Source organism: Delftia sp. PX-1 (genome assembly GCF_055797465.1).
In genome coordinates this window covers 3,574,871-3,593,350 of record NZ_CP184763.1, presented here as the reverse complement: position 1 = coordinate 3,593,350, position 18,480 = coordinate 3,574,871, and the positions used below count along the sequence as shown (strand labels likewise).

General features: G+C 67.6%; 17 protein-coding genes. 5 read left to right on the top strand and 12 right to left on the bottom strand.

Annotated elements, in window-relative coordinates:
* Positions 1-5 precede the first annotated feature (5 nt).
* A complete protein-coding gene (gene upp, locus ACN20X_RS16525; protein ID WP_012205354.1) occupies positions 6-635 on the top strand; it encodes a uracil phosphoribosyltransferase in 630 nt (209 codons plus the stop codon).
* A gap of 81 nt (positions 636-716) precedes the next feature.
* Here upp and ACN20X_RS16520 read toward each other — a convergent pair whose 3' ends face one another.
* Complete coding sequence (locus tag ACN20X_RS16520; RefSeq protein ID WP_016446881.1) at positions 717-1,418, bottom strand: YebC/PmpR family DNA-binding transcriptional regulator; 702 nt, start codon at positions 1,416-1,418, stop codon at positions 717-719.
* Between the two features lie 275 nt (positions 1,419-1,693).
* On the opposite strand from ACN20X_RS16520, the gene ACN20X_RS16515 reads away from it, so the two are divergent.
* A complete protein-coding gene (locus ACN20X_RS16515; protein ID WP_473209621.1) occupies positions 1,694-2,836 on the top strand; it encodes a PQQ-dependent sugar dehydrogenase in 1,143 nt (380 codons plus the stop codon).
* Between the two features lie 20 nt (positions 2,837-2,856).
* Here the strand turns inward: ACN20X_RS16515 and ACN20X_RS16510 are convergent, their stop codons facing one another.
* The 5 genes from ACN20X_RS16510 to ACN20X_RS16490 all read right to left on the bottom strand — a co-directional run bounded on the left by ACN20X_RS16510 (position 2,857) and on the right by ACN20X_RS16490 (position 7,935).
* Positions 2,857-3,849, bottom strand: a complete 993-nt coding sequence (locus ACN20X_RS16510) for a tripartite tricarboxylate transporter substrate binding protein (protein ID WP_392407971.1) — start codon at positions 3,847-3,849, stop codon at positions 2,857-2,859.
* A gap of 63 nt (positions 3,850-3,912) precedes the next feature.
* Positions 3,913-4,758 (bottom strand): amidohydrolase family protein, encoded by an 846-nt coding sequence (locus ACN20X_RS16505; RefSeq protein WP_279492574.1) that lies wholly within the window; start codon positions 4,756-4,758, stop codon positions 3,913-3,915.
* On the bottom strand, positions 4,758-5,921 hold the full coding sequence (locus tag ACN20X_RS16500) for a CoA transferase (RefSeq protein WP_473209620.1): 1,164 nt from the start codon (positions 5,919-5,921) through the stop codon (positions 4,758-4,760). The genes ACN20X_RS16505 and ACN20X_RS16500 overlap by 1 nt, the downstream gene beginning before the upstream one ends.
* Positions 5,922-5,979: 58 nt before the next feature.
* Entirely contained in the window at positions 5,980-6,984 is a 1,005-nt protein-coding gene (locus tag ACN20X_RS16495) for a tripartite tricarboxylate transporter substrate binding protein (protein ID WP_473209619.1), read from the bottom strand.
* A gap of 81 nt (positions 6,985-7,065) precedes the next feature.
* Positions 7,066-7,935 (bottom strand): HpcH/HpaI aldolase/citrate lyase family protein, encoded by an 870-nt coding sequence (locus ACN20X_RS16490; RefSeq protein WP_047327733.1) that lies wholly within the window; start codon positions 7,933-7,935, stop codon positions 7,066-7,068.
* Positions 7,936-8,010: 75 nt separating this feature from the next.
* Between ACN20X_RS16490 and ACN20X_RS16485 the strand changes: the two genes are divergently transcribed.
* Positions 8,011-8,928: a LysR family transcriptional regulator gene (locus tag ACN20X_RS16485; protein WP_016446874.1), complete on the top strand. Its 918-nt coding sequence runs from the start codon at positions 8,011-8,013 to the stop codon at positions 8,926-8,928.
* A gap of 9 nt (positions 8,929-8,937) precedes the next feature.
* Here the strand turns inward: ACN20X_RS16485 and ACN20X_RS16480 are convergent, their stop codons facing one another.
* Positions 8,938-9,846 carry a LysR substrate-binding domain-containing protein gene (locus ACN20X_RS16480; protein ID WP_209671274.1) on the bottom strand — a complete coding sequence of 303 codons (909 nt, stop codon included), beginning with the start codon at positions 9,844-9,846 and terminating at the stop codon, positions 8,938-8,940.
* A gap of 107 nt (positions 9,847-9,953) precedes the next feature.
* Here ACN20X_RS16480 and tam point away from each other — a divergent pair, with 107 nt between their 5' ends.
* Positions 9,954-10,727, top strand: coding sequence for a trans-aconitate 2-methyltransferase (tam, locus tag ACN20X_RS16475; protein WP_193584890.1), 774 nt, complete (start codon positions 9,954-9,956; stop codon positions 10,725-10,727).
* A gap of 19 nt (positions 10,728-10,746) precedes the next feature.
* Here the strand turns inward: tam and ACN20X_RS16470 are convergent, their stop codons facing one another.
* Positions 10,747-11,142 carry a VOC family protein gene (locus ACN20X_RS16470; RefSeq protein WP_312839824.1) on the bottom strand — a complete coding sequence of 132 codons (396 nt, stop codon included), beginning with the start codon at positions 11,140-11,142 and terminating at the stop codon, positions 10,747-10,749.
* Between the two features lie 148 nt (positions 11,143-11,290).
* Here ACN20X_RS16470 and ACN20X_RS16465 point away from each other — a divergent pair, with 148 nt between their 5' ends.
* A complete protein-coding gene (locus ACN20X_RS16465; RefSeq protein WP_017404792.1) occupies positions 11,291-12,520 on the top strand; it encodes a nucleoside recognition domain-containing protein in 1,230 nt (409 codons plus the stop codon).
* 133 nt (positions 12,521-12,653) lie between these two features.
* Here ACN20X_RS16465 and sbcB read toward each other — a convergent pair whose 3' ends face one another.
* From sbcB to clpS, 4 genes are all read right to left on the bottom strand, one after another.
* Complete coding sequence (sbcB, locus tag ACN20X_RS16460) at positions 12,654-14,093, bottom strand: exodeoxyribonuclease I (RefSeq protein ID WP_017404791.1); 1,440 nt, start codon at positions 14,091-14,093, stop codon at positions 12,654-12,656.
* A 37-nt stretch (positions 14,094-14,130) separates the two neighbouring features.
* Positions 14,131-15,585 carry a cardiolipin synthase gene (cls, locus tag ACN20X_RS16455; protein WP_016446867.1) on the bottom strand — a complete coding sequence of 485 codons (1,455 nt, stop codon included), beginning with the start codon at positions 15,583-15,585 and terminating at the stop codon, positions 14,131-14,133.
* An 84-nt stretch (positions 15,586-15,669) separates the two neighbouring features.
* Positions 15,670-18,006 carry an ATP-dependent Clp protease ATP-binding subunit ClpA gene (gene clpA / locus ACN20X_RS16450; RefSeq protein ID WP_017404789.1) on the bottom strand — a complete coding sequence of 779 codons (2,337 nt, stop codon included), beginning with the start codon at positions 18,004-18,006 and terminating at the stop codon, positions 15,670-15,672.
* 63 nt (positions 18,007-18,069) lie between these two features.
* Positions 18,070-18,447 carry an ATP-dependent Clp protease adapter ClpS gene (clpS, locus tag ACN20X_RS16445; protein WP_016454840.1) on the bottom strand — a complete coding sequence of 126 codons (378 nt, stop codon included), beginning with the start codon at positions 18,445-18,447 and terminating at the stop codon, positions 18,070-18,072.
* Between the last annotated feature and the right edge of the window lie 33 nt (positions 18,448-18,480).

Sequence of the window (18,480 nt, the reverse complement as noted above, 5' to 3'; positions counted from 1 at the left end):
AAACCATGAGTACTCTGCACCTGATCGACCACCCGCTGGTCCAACACAAGCTCACGCTGATGCGCCGCAAGGAAGCCAGCACCAACAGCTTCCGCCGCATGCTGGGCGAGCTGTCCACGCTGATGGCCTACGAGATCACGCGTGACATGCCGCTGCAGGACATCGAGATTGAGACCCCGCTGGAGACCATGACCGGCAAGGTCATCGACGGCAAGAAGCTGGTGCTGGTGTCCATCCTGCGCGCCGGCAACGGTTTCCTCGACGGCATGCTCAACGTCGTGCCCGGCGCGCGCATCGGCCACATCGGCCTGTACCGCGACCCCGAGACGCTGCAGCCCGTCGAGTACTACTTCAAGATGCCCTCCGAGATGGAAGAGCGCGACGTGCTGGTCGTCGATCCCATGCTGGCCACGGGCAATTCGGCCGCCGCCGCCGTGGCGCGCCTGAAGCAGCTGAACCCGAAGTCCATCAAGTTCATGTGCCTGCTGGCCGCGCCCGAAGGCGTGGCCACCATGCAGAAGGCCCATCCCGACGTGGACATCTACACGGCCGCCGTGGACCGCCAGCTGGACGCCCACGGCTACATCCTGCCGGGCCTGGGCGACGCGGGCGACCGAATCTTCGGCACCAAGTGAGCCGCCGGGCGCTGGGCGCCTGCACCCACAAAAAAGCCGCACGATGTGCGGCTTTTTTGCTTGGCAGCGGGGACAGCGTCATCAATCCACCAGGCCCGCGTAGACGTTCTGCACGTCATCGTCGTTCTCGATGCCGGCCAGGAAGTCCTGCACTTCCTCCTGCTGCTCAGCCGACAGGCTGGCCATGCTGACCGGCGTCTTGGCCTTGTAGCCCAGCTTGGCCGACAGCACCTTGAAGCCCTGGGCCGGCAGCGCCTTGCTCACGGTATCGAGGTCGGTGGGGTCGGTGATGAACAGCGTCGTGCCCTCTTCCTCGCCGGGCTCGAAATCCTGTGCACCGGCCTCGATGGCGGCCAGTTCGGCATCGGCGCCGCCTTCGGGCTCGCCTTCGATCATGCCCACATGGTCGAAGTCCCAGGCCACGGCCGTCATCTGGCCCTTGCGAAAGCACACGCGCATGTTGGGCGCCGTGCGGTTCACGTTGTCGGTCAGGCACTCGATCATCACCGGCACGCGGTTGGGGCCGTAGCCTTCATAGACCACGCGCTCGTAGTTGACGGCATCGGCACCCACGCCCGAGCCCTTCTTGATGGCACGCTCGAGCGTGTCCTTGGGCATGGAGGCCTTGCGTGCGGCTTCCACCGCCATGCGCAGGCGCGAGTTGCCTGCCGGATCGGCGCCGGCGCGCGCCGCGACGATGATTTCCTTGACAAGCTTGCCAAACAGCTTTCCCTTGGCGTCGGCGACCAGCGCCTTGCCCTTTGCTTTCCATTGCGCGCCCATGGCTGCTTTTCCCTTGCGGATTCTCTGGTGGGTAGGAGGCGCCGCCGCCCGCCCCCGCAGGGACCCGGCCCGGCGCCGAAAGAGCGCTGTTTATACACCCGCGCAAGTGGCTGCGCGGGCTTTTTGCGCAGTGGTTGACAGGTCGCCGCAGGCTCTGGTGGCGTCGTGCATGATGCTGGCTTGTGCGAAGCCCCCTGCCTGCGCTGCACCGCCGCCGACGTCAACGGCGGTGCATCCGGCTTCCCGTCTTGTCCCCTCATCACAGGAGCATCGGCATGCCGCCATCCCTATCCGCCGCCCTCGCCATCAGCACCCTGGGCCTGTCCGGCGCACTGTGGGCCGCCAGCCCCAACCTCTCCACAGAAATCGTCGCCGAAGGCCTGGAGCACCCCTGGGCCATGGCTTTCCTGCCGGATGGGCGCTACCTGGTGACCGAGCGGCCGGGCCGCATGCGCATCGTGCAGGGCGACGGAAGGCTGGGCGCTCCCCTGGCGGGCCTTCCGGCCGTGGAGGCCGCAGGCCAGGGCGGCCTGCTGGACGTGGTGCTGGACAGCGACTTCGCGCGCAACCGCCAGCTGTACTTCTGCTACTCCGAGCCCGGCAGCGGCGCCGACAGCGGCAAGAACAGCACGGCGCTGGCCAGCGCCCGGCTGTCCGACGATGCCAGCCGGCTGGAGCAGGTGAAAGTGCTGTTCTCGCAGCGCCCCAGGTACGCGAGCGCATTGCATTTCGGCTGCCGCATCGTGGAGCGCAGGGTGGACGGCAAGAGCGATGGCACGCTGTTCCTGGCGCTGGGCGAGCGCTCGCGCTACAAGGAAGAGGCCCAGAACCTGCAAAGCCACCTGGGCAAGATCGTGCGCATTGCCAAGGACGGCAGCGTGCCCAGGGACAACCCCTTTGTCGGCCGCGCGGATGCCTGGCCCGAGATCTGGAGCTACGGCCACCGCAACGCCCAGGGCGCGGCGCTGGCGCCCGATGGCAGCCTGTGGATGCATGAGCACGGCCCGCAGGGCGGCGACGAGGTCAACCGGCCCGAGCCCGGCAAGAACTACGGCTGGCCCGTGATCACCTACGGCGAGAACTATGGCGGCGGCAAGATCGGCGCCGGCATCACGCGCAAGGAGGGCATGGAGCAGCCGCTGCACTACTGGGTGCCGTCGATCGCCCCCTCAGGCATGGCCTTTGTGACCAGTGACCGGTATGGGGCGCAATGGAAGGGATCGCTGGTCGTGGGCTCGCTCAAGTTCCAGCGGCTGGAGCGCCTGACGATCAGGTCCGGCAAGGTGACGGCCAGCGAGCAGGTGCTGCCGCGCCTGGGCCAGCGCGTGCGCGATGTGCGCCAGGGAACGGACGGATGGCTTTACCTGCTGACGGACGCCCAGGGCGGGCAGTTGCTGCGCGTCACCGCCACGCCCTGAGTCCCGTCACGCGCGGCGCCTCACTGCACGGTGATGCCGTTGGCCTTGACCACGGCATCCCAGCGCTTGCGCTCGGCGGCCACGAAGCCCGTGAAGGCGGCGGAGGAGCTGCCCACGGGCGTCAGGCCCAGTTTCTCCAGGCTGGCGCGCGTGGCCGGCAGGGCCAGGGCCTTTTGCACCAGGTCCTGCAGCTTCTGCACGGTCTCGGGCGCGGTGCCTGCGGGCAGGAAGAAGCCGTTCCACTCCGTCACCTCGAAGCCCTTGATGCCGCTTTCCGCCACCGTGGGCACGTCGGGCAGGTCCGGCATGCGCTTGGCCGAGGACACGGCCAGCGCCTTGAGCTTGCCGCCCTTGACATAGTTGATGCTGGAGGCGGCGTTGGCAAAGTACACATCGACCTGGCCGCCCATGACATCGACGATGGCGGGCGCCCCGCCCTTGTAGGGAACGTGGACGGCATCGAACTTGGCGTCTGCCTTGAGCAGTTCCGTCGCCATCTGGGCCAGGCTGCCCGGGCCGTAGGAGGCATAGGTGAGCCTGCCGGGCTTTTGCCGCGCGGCATTCATGAAGTCGGCCAGGCTGTTGTAGGGCGAGGACGGCGCCGCCACGAGGATGTTGGGCACGCTGATGGCCTGGGACACGGCAATGAAGTCCTTGGCCGGGTCATAGGGCAGCTTGCGCAACGCGGGGTTGATGGCGAAGGACGATGCGTCATACAGCACCGTATAGCCATCGGCCTTGGCACGCGCCACGAGGGCTGCACCAATGGCGCCGCTGGCGCCGGCCTTGTTGTCCACCACCACGGTCTGGCCCGAGACCTCGCCCAGCGCCTTGGCGATGATGCGCGCCGCATTGTCCGCACCGCCGCCGGCCGAGAACGGCACGACGACCGTGATGGCCTGCGCGGCCGGATAGTCAGCCGCATACAGCGTGCCCTGGAAAAGTCCCAGTCCCAGGCCCAACCCCAAGGCCAGCACCGTCATGGCGGGCCGCAATGTCTTGATCTTCTTCACGTTTCTGTCTCCTGTTGCTCCATGGTGAAAACCTGGGCTGCGAGGCTTGCGTGCCCCGCGCCCTCAATCGAATCCGTACAGCTCGGCGGCGTTGTCCACCAGCACGCGGGCGCGCAGCGCCGCATCGGGAATCCAGCGTGACAACAGGGCCAGCATCATGGGGGTCTGCGGCGGATGGGCAGCTTCGGTGACATGGGGCCAGTCGCTGCCCCAGACCAGGCGCTGCGGGGCCTCGGCCACCCAGGCCTGCGCCAGCGCGTCGCAATCGGCATAGCCTGCGGCCAGGCCCGCCCGGCTGTTCAGATACGGGCCCGAGAGCTTGACCCAGGCCCTGCCCTGCTGCACCAGCCCACGGACCACACCGAAGGCGGGCTGGTGCACGCCTGCGCCGTCAGTGCTGTCAGCCAGCCGCGCCATGTGGTCGAACACCAGGGTGCATGGCAGCCGCTGCAGCAGCGCCGCATGGGCCTCGATCTGGCTGGCCAGCCAGTGCAGCTGCACATGCCAGCCCAGCGCGGCAATGCGCTCGGCCAACGGCTCCAGCATGTCCAGCCGCACGGCTGCATCGTGCTCGGTGTGCAGCGAAAAGCGGATGCCGCGAATGCCGCCGTCATGCAGCGCCTGCAACTGGGCGTCGGTGATCTCGGGGTGCACTACGGCAATGCCACGCGTGCTTGCTGCGCCCAGCGACTGGATGGCGTGCAGCGTGGCCCGGTTGTCCGTGCCATGCGCACGCGGCTGGACGATGACGGCGCGCTCCAGCCCCATGGCGCCGCGCAGCTGCGCATAGTCGGCCGCCGTGGCATGGGCGCGCATGGCCTGCGGAGCCTCGGCCCAAAAACGCGTACCAAAGCGCGGATCGAAGACGTGCAGATGGGCGTCGCAGGCGCCTGCGGGCAGTGCCTGCATCAGCGGCTCTCTTGCGCGGCGGCCTTCAGGGCCTCGGTATGCTGGCCCAGCGTGGGCGCGGCAAAGGCCGGCGGGCCGGGCGTGCGGTCGAACTCCACGGCGCCGGCAAAGCCCCGGTAGCTGCCCAGGGTCGGGTGCTCGAAACGGGTGACCATGCCCTCGGCCTGCACCTGCGGGTCGTCGAACATGTCTTCCACCGTGCGGGCCGCCGCGCAGGGCACCTCCTCACCGAACAAGGCCTCCCATTCCAGCGCGCTGCGCCCTGCCAATGCCTGGCGCAGCAGCGGCACCAGCACGTCGCGGTGCTGGGCGCGCTTGCGCACGGAGTCGTAGCGCTCGTCGCCGGCCAGCTCGGGCAGCCCCAGCTTGCGGCACAGCGCCTCCCAGAAATGCGCGGTATTGGCCGAGATGTAGAGATAACCTTCGCGCGTCGGGTGGATGCCCGTGATGCCGCCGGAGCGCATGTCGCGCCCCACCTCGCGCGGCTCGCCCTCGGCCCAGACCATGCGTGCGGACTGCATGGTCAGTGCCGCGCGCAGCAGCGACACGCCCACATGCTGGCCCAGCCCGCTTTTCTCGCGCTCGTACAGCGCCGAAGACACGCCGCCCGCCACCAGGGCCGAGGCGTAGTAGTCCACCACGGAGCCGTAGAGAATCTCGGGCGGCCCGCCAGCCTTGCCCTGCATGGCGCACATGCCGGTCATGGTCTGCAGCACCTGGTCGTAGCCCGCCTTGGCCTTGAGCGGCCCGCGGCTGCCATAGCCGGTGACGCTGCAATAGATGAGGCGTGGGTTGATGGCGGCCAGTTGCGCAAAACCGATGCCCAGCCGCTCGGGCACGCCGGGCCGGAAGTTGTGGACCAGCACATCGGCCTCGCGCACCAGGCGCAGCAGCACGGCGTGGTCGGCCTCGTCCTTCAGGTCCAGCACCATGCCCCATTTGCTGCGGTTCACGCCCAGGAAGGCGCGGCTTTCGGCCTCCAGCGTGGACGGGTACTTGCGCAGGTTGTCGCCCACGGGCGGCTCGACCTTGATCACCTCGGCGCCCTGGTCCGCCAGCAGCGAGCAGCCGTAAGGCCCCGCGATATAGGCGCTCAGGTCCAGCACGCGCACGCCGCTGAGCGGGCCTTTCGGCCCCTGGCGTTCACCGGGCACAAAACTCATTCGTTTCTCCTGATAGGGAAGCGGGAAGGCCTGGGGCACCTCCCGCCAAAGGCCGGGTTCAATCGGCCTGGATATTGCGGTCCTTGGCGAGCTGCTTCCAGCGCGCCACGTCGCTGCGGATCACCTGTGCGAACTGCTGCGGCGTCACGGGGTTGGCAATGGCGCCTTCGCGCAGGAAGCTGGCCTGGATGGTCGGCTTGGCCAGCACCTGGTTCACGGCCTGGTTGAGGCGGTCCACGATGTCGGCGGGCGTGCCCGCAGGCGCCAGCAGCCCCCACCACAGATCGAATTCGTAGCCCGGGATGGCCGTTGCCATGGGCGTCAGGTCCGGCGCAATGGGGCTGGGCTTGAGGCTGGTGATGCCGATGGCGCGCAGCTTGCCGTTGCGCACCATGGGCAGGATGGACGGGCCGCTGGAGACCAGCATCTGCACCTGGTTGCCGATCACGTCGGTCACGGCCGGACCCTGGCCCTTGTAGGGCACATGCATGATGTCCATGCCCGGCACCATGGAGCGCATCATCTCGGTCGCGAAGTGGTTGATGCTGCCGGTGCCCGAGGTGGCGTAGTTGAACTGGCCCGGGCTGGCCTTGATGGCGCGCACCAGATCCTGCGGCGTCCTGGCCGGGAATTCGTTGTTCACGGCCACCACCAGCGGGCCCTTGGCAAACATGGCCACGGGCGCCAGGTCCTTGACGGGATCGAAGGGCATCTTGGCCTGCACCGCGGCATTCGTGGTCATGCTCGACGACACCGCCACCAGCGTGTAGCCGTCTGCCGCCGCCTTGGCCACCGAGGACGTGCCGGTGTTGCCGCTGGCACCGGGCCGGTTGTCCACGATCACGGTCTGCTTGAGCAGATCGCCCATTTCCTTGGCCACCTGGCGTGCGAACACATCGTTGGAGCCTCCCGGCGGATAGGGAACCACCATGGTGATGGCCTTGGACGGGAAAGCGCCCTGCGCCATCAATCCCGGCGAAGCCAGCCCGGTCAGCGTGGCCACCGTTGCCGTGGCCGCCAGCGCCACCAGCCTGCGCCGCGTGCGGCAATGCGAAATGCTCATGTCTTTGTCTCCTGTCCTGTTTCTTGTCGTTGTGGTGCACGGCATGCAGGACGCCGGTACACCGGAATGCCAGAACCCTATTCAGGCCACCAGCAGCCCCTGTGCATGCGCCGCAGCCACGATGGCCTGGGCACGCAGCACAAAGGGCTTGTCCACCATCTTTCCGTCCACCACATAGGCGCCCAGCGCATTGGCGTCAGCCTCGCGGGCCGCCTGGACCACCTTCAGCGAGTGGGAAATCTCCTGCTCGGTCGGCTGGTAGACCGCATTGGCCAGCGCGACCTGGCTGGGGTGTATGCACGTCTTGCCCAGAAAGCCCAGGCCGCGCGACAGCCGCGCCTCGGCGCTGAAGCCGTCGCTGTCGCGGATGTCGGCAAAGGCGCCGTCATAGGCATAGATGCCTGCCTCGGCAGCGGCCATGCGCACGGCAAGCAGCACCTGGGCAATGGCGGCGGGCTCGCGCCGGTTCACGCCAAAGGGCTCGAACAGGTCGCCCAGCCCCATCTGCAGGCCGGCCACGCTGGCGTGGGCGCCGGCCAGTTCGGCAGCGCAGCGCAGGGCGCGGGGTGTTTCGATGTTGAGCAGCAGGCCAGGCGCCTGGGGCACGCCGTTGGCATCTGCCGCATCGGCAATGCGCTGTGCGGCCTCACGCACCTGCTGCACGGTCTCGGGCTTGGGCAGGTTGATGAGGTGCACGCCGTCGCGCACCATCTCGGCGATGTCGGCTCCGAAATGCGGCGTGTCCATGGCGTTGACGCGCACGATGAGCGTCTTGCCGTGGCCCCGGCTTTCAGGGCTGAGCAGGAAGCTGCGCAGCAGGCCGCGCGCCTCGTCCTTGCGGGCTTCGGCCACCGCGTCCTCCAGGTCGAAGGACAGCGCGTCGGCCTCGCCGGCCAGTGCCTTGGCGAACAGCTCGGGACGCGATGCGGGAACAAACAGTTTGCTTCTCATGGCCCGCATTGTGGGCGGCAGAAAGCCAAGAGAAACACAGGTAATATTTGTTCAAACCACACAAATTCTTTGTTTATGGAAACCAGCTACCTGCACAGCTTCCTGCTCGTGGTGGAGACCGGCTCCATGGCCGAGGCCGCGCGGCGCCTGGACATCACGGCCGCCGCCGTGGCCCAGCAGATCCGCATCCTGGAGCGCGAGTTCGACGCACCCCTGCTGGCCCGCGCAGGCCGCACCGTGCTGCCCACCCCGGCCGGGCACCGCCTGGCCCAATCCGCGCCGCAGTTGCTGCGCGAACTGGCCAATGCCAAGACCCATGTCAGCCAGGAAGGCACGGCCGGGGAACTGGTCATAGGCACCATCAACACGGCGCTGCACAGCCTGCTGCCCGACATCCTGGCCGGCTTCGTGAAGAAGTGCCCCGACGCCAAGGTGTTCCTGCGGTCGGCCACCACGCGCGAGCTGTACGAGGCCGTGCGGCAGGGCGAGCTGGATGCGGCGGTCTGCCTGCACCCCTCGTTCGCCCTGGCCAAGACCTTCGACTGGACACTGCTGCGCGAGGAGCCGCTGGTGCTGCTGGTGCCGCGCCAGCTGGCGCACCTGGACCCGCACACGCTGCTGCGCACCCAGCCGCTGATCCGCTATGACCGCAGCCTGGGCGGCGGCCAGATGGTGGAGCGCTACCTGCGCGCCGCGCAGATCGCTCCACAGGAGCGCTTTGAACTGAGCTCGCTGGTGGCGATTGCCATGATGGTGGACAGGGGCCTGGGCGTCTCCCTGGTGCCCGACACGGCCCTGAACCTGCCCGATGGCCAGGGCGTGGTGCGGCTGGCCCTGCCCGAGGAATCGCAGTCGCGGCGCTTCGGTGTGATGTGGCTGCGCTCTTCGGCACGCCTGCCGCTGATCCACAAGCTGGTGGAATGCGCGCGCACCGTGGTCAGGCAGCGCGGCGGTCCTCGCGCTGCCGCACGCGCAGCAACCAGGTCACCATAGTCCGCACCTTCAGGACTCCGCCACGGCCGCCATGGCAACCAGGTCCTGGAACCTTCGCAGCACCGCAGACGCATCGCCCACGCGCGTGGCCAGATGCAGCGGAGCGGCCAGCCCCGGGCATTGCGACAGCGTGCGGTAGGCAATGCCGTCGCTGCGCAGGCGCTGCATGGAGGCCGGCACGATGGACAGCCCCAGCCCTGCCGAGACCAGGCTCAGCGTCGCCGTCATGCGCGGCGCCTCCTGCACCACGCGCGGGCTGAAACCGGCCTCCAGGCAGGCCTTGAGAATGGCGTCGTACAGGCCCTGCCCCACCCTGCGCCGGTACAGCACGAAATCCTCCGAGGCGAGCTGCGGCAAAGGCACGGGCCGGCGCAATGGGCGTGCCAGCGCATGCCCTGCCGGCAGGGCCAGCAGCATGGGCTCCTCCAGAATCGGCACGGCCTGCAGCCCCTGGCTGCCGTGCAGGGGCGAGCGCACAAAGGCCGCGTCCAGCCGCTCTTGCAGCAATGCATCCATGAGCTCGCCCGTGCCCGCCTCCTCCAGCGCCACGGCCACGCCGGGCACCTGCTGGCGGAACATGCGCAGCACGCCGGGCACAAAGGGATGCAGTGCGGCAGAGCTGGTGAAACCCACGGCCAGCCGGCCCGTCTCGCCGCGGGCGGCACGGCCCACCACTTCGGCCAGCCCATCGGAGCGGGCCAGCAGCGCCCTGGCCTCTTCCAGCAGCGCCAGCCCCGCCGCCGTGGGCCGCACGCCGCGCGGCAGGCGCTGCACCAACTCCACGCCCAATTCGTGCTCCAGGCCCTGCAGCAACCGCGTCAGCGGCGGCTGCTGCATGCCCAGGCGCTCGGCCGCGCGCGTGATGTGGCCTTCCTCGGCGATGGCGACAAAGGCGCGTAGTTGGCGAAGCTCGGGCACATCAATACTTTCAAGGTATGGGAAGGCTTCGATTGTGGCATTTGCAATCATGAATGGACGGATTTACGCTCGCGCCCCACAAACACACCTACCTGAAAGGCAACACGATGACCTGGTCCGCAAAGCAGTACACAACGTTCGAGCAGGAACGCACCCGCCCCGTGCGCGACCTGGTGGCCGCCATTCCCGATCTGCCTGGCCGCGCCGTGCGGCTGGCCGTGGACCTGGGCTGCGGCCCGGGCAACTCCACCGAGGTCCTGGCCCAGCGCTTCCCCGGGGCCACCGTGACGGGACTGGACAACTCCGAGGACATGCTGGATGCCGCACGCAAGCGGCTGCCGGGCACGGCCTTCTGCCTGGCCGACATCGCCACCTGGCAGCCCGACCAGCCGCAGGACGTGATCCTGGCCAATGCCTCGCTGCAGTGGCTGCCCGACCACCAGCAGCTTTACCCGCGCCTTGTCAGCCACCTGGCCCCCGGTGGCAGCCTGGCCGTGCAGACGCCGGACAACCTGGAAGAACCGGCCCACCGGCTGGCGCGCGAAGTGGCCGCCAGCGGCCCATGGGCTGCCACGATTGGCGATGTGCGCCACCCCGCACGTCACAGCGCGGACTTCTACTACGCCCTGCTTCGCCCGCACTGCAGCAACGTCGATGTCTGGCGCACCACCTACTTCCACCCGCTGGCGGGCGGCCATGCCGCGGTGGTTGAGTGGTTCAAGGGTTCGGCGCTGCGCCCCTTCGTCGCGCCGCTGGACGAGGAGCAAAAGGCCGGCTTCTACGCAGCGTATCTGCAGGCCATCTCCCAGGCCTACCCCGCGCTGGACGATGGCACGGTGCTGCTGCCCTTCCCCCGGCTGTTCATCGTGGCCAGCCGCTGAAGCAGCGCGCCTTCGGCCCTCAACGCGCCGGATGCGGCTCGATGAGATCCCACAGATTGCCGTAGAGATCTTCGAACACGGCCACGGTGCCGTGGGGCTTGCGCTGGGGCTCCTGCACAAAGCGCACGCCGCGCGAGCGGTAGGCCTCGAAGTCGCGCAGGCAGTCGTCGGTCTGCAGGAACAGGAACACGCGCCCGCCCGTCTGGTTGCCCACGCGCGCGGCCTGTTCCTCATTCGTGGCGCGGGCCAGCAGCAGGCGCACACCGCCGCCACCGGGAGCCACGGTGACCCAGCGCTTGCCCTCGGACAGGGCGGTGTCCTCGATCAGCACGAAGCCCAGCGCGCCCACATAAAAGCGCAGCGCCTCGTCATAGTCGCGCACGGCGACGCTCACCTGTCCTATCACCTGGGGCATGGAATCCTTTGCAGCAATGGTGCGGTCCTCGGACCACGGGGCCGCGAGGATAACGGAGCCCTGTCAATGCCCTGCCGCCCTGGCCCGTAAGCCCTGCGGCTGGCCCCACAATGGCGGCTTGCAATTGCCTCGTGAGGGACGGGAATCCATGCTGAATGCCTTGTGGCTGGGCTTTTTTCTGGTGGCGGCCGTGGCTGCGCTGGCCCAATGGCTGGTCGGCGGCCAGGCCGGGATTTTCTCGGCCATGGTGCAGGCGCTGTTTGCCATGGCCAGGCTGTCGGTCGAGGTCATGGTGCTGCTGTTCGGCACGCTGACGCTGTGGCTGGGCTTTCTGCGCATCGCAGAGAAGGCCGGCGTGGTGGAGTGGCTGGCGCGCGTGCTGGGCCCGTTGTTCGCCAGGCTCATGCCCGAGGTGCCGCGCGGCCATCCGGCCCTGGGCCTGATCACGCTGAACTTCGCGGCCAACGGGCTGGGACTGGACAACGCGGCCACGCCCATGGGCCTGAAGGCCATGCGCTCGCTGCAGGAGCTCAATCCCCGGCCCGACACCGCCACCAATGCGCAGATCCTGTTCCTGGTGCTCAATGCGTCGTCGCTGACCTTGCTGCCCGTCACCATCTTCATGTACCGCATGCAGCAGGGTGCGCCCGATCCCACCCTGGTCTTTCTGCCGATCTTGCTGGCCACCTCGGCCTCGACCCTGGTCGGCCTGCTGGCCGTGGCCGCCGTGCAGAGGCTGCCGCTGTGGAGCCCCGTGGTTCTGGGCTATCTGCTGCCGCTGGGCCTGGCGCTGGCGGGCTTCATGGCCTTTCTGGCCACGCTGTCGGCGGCCGCACTGGCCCAGCTGTCATCGCTGCTGGGCAACCTGACGCTGTTTGCCCTGATCGTGCTGTTCGTCACCCTGGGCGCCTGGCGCAAGGTCGCGGTCTACGACAGCTTCATCGAAGGCGCCAAGGAAGGCTTTGACGTGGCCAAGGGCCTGCTGCCCTACCTGGTGGCCATGCTCTGCGCCGTGGGCGTGTTCCGCGCATCGGGCGCGCTGGAGTATGCGCTGTCGGGCATACGCTGGGTGGTCGATGCCATGGGCATGGACGCCCGCTTCGTGGACGCCCTGCCCACGGCCCTGGTCAAACCCTTCTCGGGCAGCGCGGCGCGCGCCATGCTGATCGAGACCATGCAGACCCAGGGCGTGGACAGCTTCGCCGCCCTGGTGGCCGCCACCATCCAGGGCAGCACCGAAACCACCTTCTACGTCCTGGCCGTCTACTTCGGCGCCGTGGGCATACAGCGTGCCCGCCACGCCGTGCCCTGCGCCCTCATCGCCGAACTGGCCGGCGTGGTGGCGGCCATCGTGGTCTGCTACAAGTTCTTTGGCTGAAGGCACAAATGGGCGCTGCGCCTGAAGCCGACGCGGTCCAAGGCGAGGAAGACCGAGCAAGTGCCTACGCCGGCCGCCCCGCCGCGAGAGTGTCGCACCTCTCGGGAGAAGCCGCGCAGCGGCTCAGGGGGAACTAAAGCTCCGGCATGATCGCCTCGGCATAGTCATACAGCGCCCCCAGGATCTCCTCGCCGCGCTCGTCGGCAGTTTCCGATAGCTGATCGACCATGGCAAACATCTGCTCGGCCGTGCGTGCGCCGCCCTTGCCTTCGATCAGGCAGGCCGCGCAGTGCTGCAGCCAGCGCTGGCGCTCGGCCGGGTTCAGGCTGGCGGGGAAATTGCGGGCGCGGTAGCGGAACAGCAGCTCGGTCAGGCGTGCATCGTCGAAGCCCGTGCGGTCCAGCGCCAGCTCCTGCGCGGACAGGCTGCGCAGGTGGTTCAGGCGGCGCCGGTCCTCATTGCCCACGAAACCGCCGTACAGGTCCTGGTCGGCATCCAGCCCTTCCTGTGCAGGGCGCTGGTGAACGGCACGCCACAGCGCGCTCATGTCGGGCAGGTCCCGTGCAATGGCCGCATGGCCCATGCACTGCTCCACATCGATGCCCCATTGCGCGGCCATGGCCGGGCTCAGCGTCTTGAGGCTGCCGACCACCATGGGCGACTTGTTGACATGGATGCTCTTGATGGGCAGGCGCTGCATGCCTTCGGGCAGGTCGGCCGCGCGCGAGAACAGGCGCAGGCGCAGCGTGTCCACGTCGATGGAGGCCAGCTCGGACGGGTCCTGCGCCAGATCCCAGCAGATGATCTCGTTCTTGTTGGTGGGGTGCGTGGCCAGCGGCCACATGACGGCGATGCAGCCGCGCTCGGGCCGGATCATGCCGCTGACGTGCAGGAAGGGCCTGGCATGCGCCGGCTCGGCCGGCAGGCCCATTTCCTGCAGCACACGGTCCTTCTTGTGCAGCGAGAAGGCGAAGTCGAACAATCTGGGCTGGACCTTGCGGATCAGCCGGGCCAGCCCGATGGTGGCACGCACGTCGGACAGGGCATCGTGCGCCTTCTCGTGCAGCAGGCCGTTGGCGCGGGCCAGGTCCTCGAGCTTGAAGCTTGGAGATCCATCCTCCTTTTTCGGCCAGACAATGCCTTCGGGCCGCAGCGCATAGACCATGCGCACCACGTCGAGCAGGTCCCAGCGCCCGCAGCCGTTTTGCCATTCGCGCGCATAGGGGTCGATGAGGTTGCGCCAGAACATGAAGCGCGTGATCTCGTCGTCAAAACGGATGGTGTTGTAGCCCACGCCCACGGTGCCGGCCTGGGCCAGTTCCGCCTCGATGCGGGCGGCGAACTGGGCCTCGGGCATGCCCTGCTCCAGGCATTGCTGGGGCGTGATGCCGGTGATCAGGCAGGACTGCGGATCGGGCAGGTAGTCGCCTGCCGGCTGGCAATACCACATGACGGGCTCGCCGATTTCATTGAGTTCCGCATCCGTGCGGATGCCCGCGAATTGCGCGGGCCGGTCATAGCGCGGCTGGGCGCCGAAGGTCTCGTAGTCGTGCCAGAAGAAGGTATGGGCCATCGGGCGAGTATGCCTGCGAAAAAAGTGCGTCCGGACATCACAGCAAGGGTGAGCAAAGGCGCGCGCCGGAGTCGAACAGGCGCAGTGCGAAGCCCAGGTCGCGCTTGAAATGCACGCGCTGCGCCTGCTCCAGGTCCAGCTCGAACTGGCGCGCCAGGTCGCCATTGAGCTGGGGCCCGTAGGCGATGGCGCAGACTTCGTAGTTCAGGAAGAAGCTGCGGTAGTCGAAGTTGGCCGTGCCGATGATGGAGATGCTGCCGTCCACCACCAGCGTCTTGGAGTGCAGCATGCGCGCCTTGTATTCGTAGACGCGCACGCCGCAGCGGATCAGTTCGTCGTAGTAGGAGCGCGCGGCCGCCGTGACCAGGGCCGAATCGGAGCGGCGCGGCACCAGCAGCTGCACATCCACGCCGCGCAGCGAGGCATTGGTGAGCGCGGCCAGCGCGGCCTCCGTGGGAACGAAGTACGGCGTGGTCAGCCAGACACGCTCCTCGGCCGCGTTGATGGCCGCAAGATGGGCGCGGTAGATGGCCTGCAGGCCGTTGTCGGGGCCGGAGGTGATGACCTGCACGGGCAGCGGGCCCTCGGGCGCGTCCGGCAGCAGCAGGTCGATGTCGGCGGGCTCGCTCTTGGGGTCCTTTTCGAGGGCGTAGGCCCAGTCCTCGAGGAACACGGTCTGCAGCCAGTTGACGATGGCGCCCTCCAGGCGCAGGTGCACGTCGTGGTAGGCATCGGGCATGACACGCGCGTTCTCTTCGTCGGTCACGTTGACGCCGCCCGTGAAGCCCACCTTGCCGTCGCACACCAGGATCTTGCGGTGGGTGCGGAAGTTGATGACCGGGCGCAGCCGCCGGCCGATCTTGGTGCCATGGAACAGCGCGACCTCGGCGCCCGCATCCTCCAGCGGCTGCAGAAAGCGCCGCCCCAGCTTCTTGGAGCCCAGGGCATCCACCAGCAGGCGCACCTGTATGCCTGCGCGGGCCCGCTGTATCAGCAGGTCGCGCAGGGCCGTGCCGGTCTGGTCGGGCTCGAAGATGTAGTACTCGAGGTGGATGTGGTGGCGCGCGGCATTCACCGCGTCGATGATGGCGTCGAAGGTGGCCGCGCCACCGACCAGCAGCCGCAGGTCGGTGGCCGTGCTCACCGGAAAGTCGCTGGTGGCGGCCACCAGTCGCGCGACCTGGTGCAGGCGCTCGGGACTGCCGGGCATGCGCTCGCGCAGCCGCTGCACGCCCGAGCGCACGCGCGATGTCTTGCGCGCGCGCAGCCGCTTGATGCGCTGGCGCTTGAGCCGTTGCGGGCCGAAGAAATAGTAGATGGCCAGCCCGCCCACGGGAATCGCCGCCATGGACAGCAGCCAGCTCAGTGTGGCCACGGGTGCGCTGCGCTGCAGAAGGATCCACACCGCGACGATCACCACATAGACCGACCAGGTCACCGACAGCAGCAGCAGCGCATTCTCATGGGTCAGGTACTGACGAAGCCACTCCACAAAGACTCCTTCGGGCGGATCAAAGAAAAAGCCGGCAGCCCCGGGGGGCTGTCGGCTTGCGCGATGGGCATCAGGCGATGCACATCAGTCGGCGGTGGCCTCTTTGGGCTCGGCCGGCTCGGAAGCCGGGTCCTGCTTGGGCTGGGGCGTGATGTCGAGCTTGACTTCGCCCTTGTCGGCATCGTCGGCGTCGGCCACCCAGTCCACTTCCAGGCGGCCACCGTCGACCAGCTGCCCGAACAGCAGCTCGTCGGCCAGCGAGCGCCGGATGGTGTCCTGGATCAGGCGCTGCATGGGACGGGCGCCCATGAGCGGATCGAAGCCCTTCCTGGCCAGGTGCTTGCGCAGCGCGTCGGTAAAGGTGACCTCCACGCGCTTTTCGGCAAGCTGCTGCTCCAGTTGCAGCAGGAACTTGTCGACCACGCGCAGGATGACCTGCTCGTCCAGCGGCTTGAAGCTGACGATGGCGTCCAGACGGTTGCGGAACTCCGGCGTGAACAGGCGCTTGATGTCGCCCATTTCGTCGCCGGCCTGGCGCGGGTTGGTGAAGCCGATCGAGGCCTTGTTGATGGTCTCTGCACCCGCGTTCGTGGTCATGATGAGGATCACGTTGCGGAAGTCGGCCTTGCGCCCGTTGTTGTCCGTCAGCGTGCCGTGGTCCATGACCTGCAGCAGCACGTTGAAGATGTCCGGATGCGCCTTCTCGATTTCGTCGAGCAGCAGCACCGAATGCGGCTTCTTGGTCACGGCCTCGGTCAGCAGGCCGCCCTGGTCAAAGCCCACATAGCCCGGAGGCGCGCCGATCAGGCGGCTGACGGCATGGCGCTCCATGTACTCCGACATGTCGAAGCGGATCAGGTCCACGCCCAAAATGTAGGCCAGCTGCTTGGCCGCTTCCGTCTTGCCCACGCCGGTGGGGCCCGAGAACAGGAAGGAGCCGATCGGCTTGTCCGGCTTGCCCAGGCCCGAGCGCGCCATCTTGACCGAGGAGGCCAGCGCTTCAAGCGCCTTGTCCTGGCCGAAGACCACGCTCTTGAGGTCGCGCTCCAGCGTCTGCAGCTTGCTGCGGTCGTCGTTGGACACGTTGGCAGGCGGAATGCGCGCGATCTTGGCCACGATGGCCTCGATCTCGGCCTTGTCGATGGTCTGCTTGCGCTGCTCCACCGGAATGATGCGCTGCGCGGCGCCGGCCTCGTCGATCACGTCGATGGCCTTGTCGGGCAGGTGGCGGTCATTGATGTACTTGGCCGACAGCTCGGCCGCAGCCTGCAGGGCGGCGGCGGCGTACTGCACGCTGTGGTGCTCCTCGAAGCGCGACTTCAGGCCCTTGAGGATGTCAACGGTCTCGGCCACCGTGGGCTCGACCACATCCACCTTCTGGAAGCGCCGCGACAGGGCCGCGTCCTTCTCGAAGATGCCGCGGTACTCGGTGAACGTGGTGGCGCCGATGCACTTGAGCTGGCCGCTGGACAGCGCCGGCTTGAGCAGGTTGGACGCGTCCAGCGTGCCGCCCGAAGCGGCGCCCGCGCCGATCAGCGTGTGGATCTCGTCGATGAACAGGATGGCGTTGGGCTTGTCCTTCAGCGACTTGAGCACGCCCTTGAGGCGCTGCTCGAAATCGCCACGGTACTTGGTGCCTGCCAGCAGCGCGCCCATGTCCAGCGAATAGACCACGGCCTCGGTCAGCACCTCGGGCACCTTGCCTTCGGTGATGCGCCAGGCCAGGCCCTCGGCGATCGCGGTCTTGCCCACGCCGGCCTCGCCGACCAGCAGCGGGTTGTTCTTGCGGCGGCGGCACAGGATCTGGATGGTGCGCTCGACCTCGTAGTCGCGCCCGATCAGCGGATCGATCTTGCCGTCCTTGGCCGCCTGGTTGAGGTTCAGCGTGAACTGCTCCAGGGGCGAGGCCTTTTCGTTGCGTTCGCCACCGGCACCCTCTTCGGATTCCGCAGGGTTCTCCGCCTTCGCAGGCTCGGGCGGCTCGCCCTTCTTGATGCCGTGGGCGATGAAATTGACAACGTCCAGGCGCGTCACGCCCTGCTGGTGCAGGTAGTAGACGGCATGCGAGTCCTTTTCACCGAAGATGGCCACGAGCACGTTGGCGCCCGTGACTTCCTTCTTGCCGTTGCCGGTCGATTGCACATGCATGATGGCGCGCTGAATCACACGCTGGAAACCCAGCGTGGGCTGCGTGTCCACTTCGTCGGTGCCCGCGACCTGGGGCGTGTTGTCCTTGATGAAGTTGGACAGGGCCGAGCGCAGGTCATCGATGTTGGCTGAGCAGGCGCGCAGCACTTCCGCTGCACTGGGGTTGTCCAGCAGGGCCAGCAGCAGGTGTTCCACGGTGATGAACTCGTGGCGCTGCTGGCGTGCTTCGACAAAGGCCATGTGCAAGCTGACTTCCAGTTCCTGGGCGATCATTGATGACTCCTTTTCGCTTGCTGGGGATTATTGACTGCAACCATAAATCAGGGCGGCCCGGGTTTATTCAACAGGCTCGAACATGGCCTGCAACGGATGGCCCGCTTTCTGGGCGGCCTGCAGCACCTGCTCGACCTTGGTGGCCGCCACATCGCGCGAGTACACGCCGCAGACGCCGCGGCCGTCGAGATGGATCTTGAGCATGATCTGGGTGGCCGTTTCGCGGTCCTTGCCGAAGAGTTCCTGCAGGACGATGATGACGAATTCCATGGGCGTGAAGTCATCGTTGAGCATCACGACCTGGTACATCTGCGGCGGCTGCACGCGCTGGCGCCGCCGCTCCAGCACCACGGCGCCGTCGTCATCGGACACGGGCCGCACTGTGGGAATGGCAGGAGGGGTCGAAGGGGGTTGGGTTGCCATGAAAATCATTCTAGCCATCGGAGCCACTGTTTTCCGGAAGGGATATGCGAG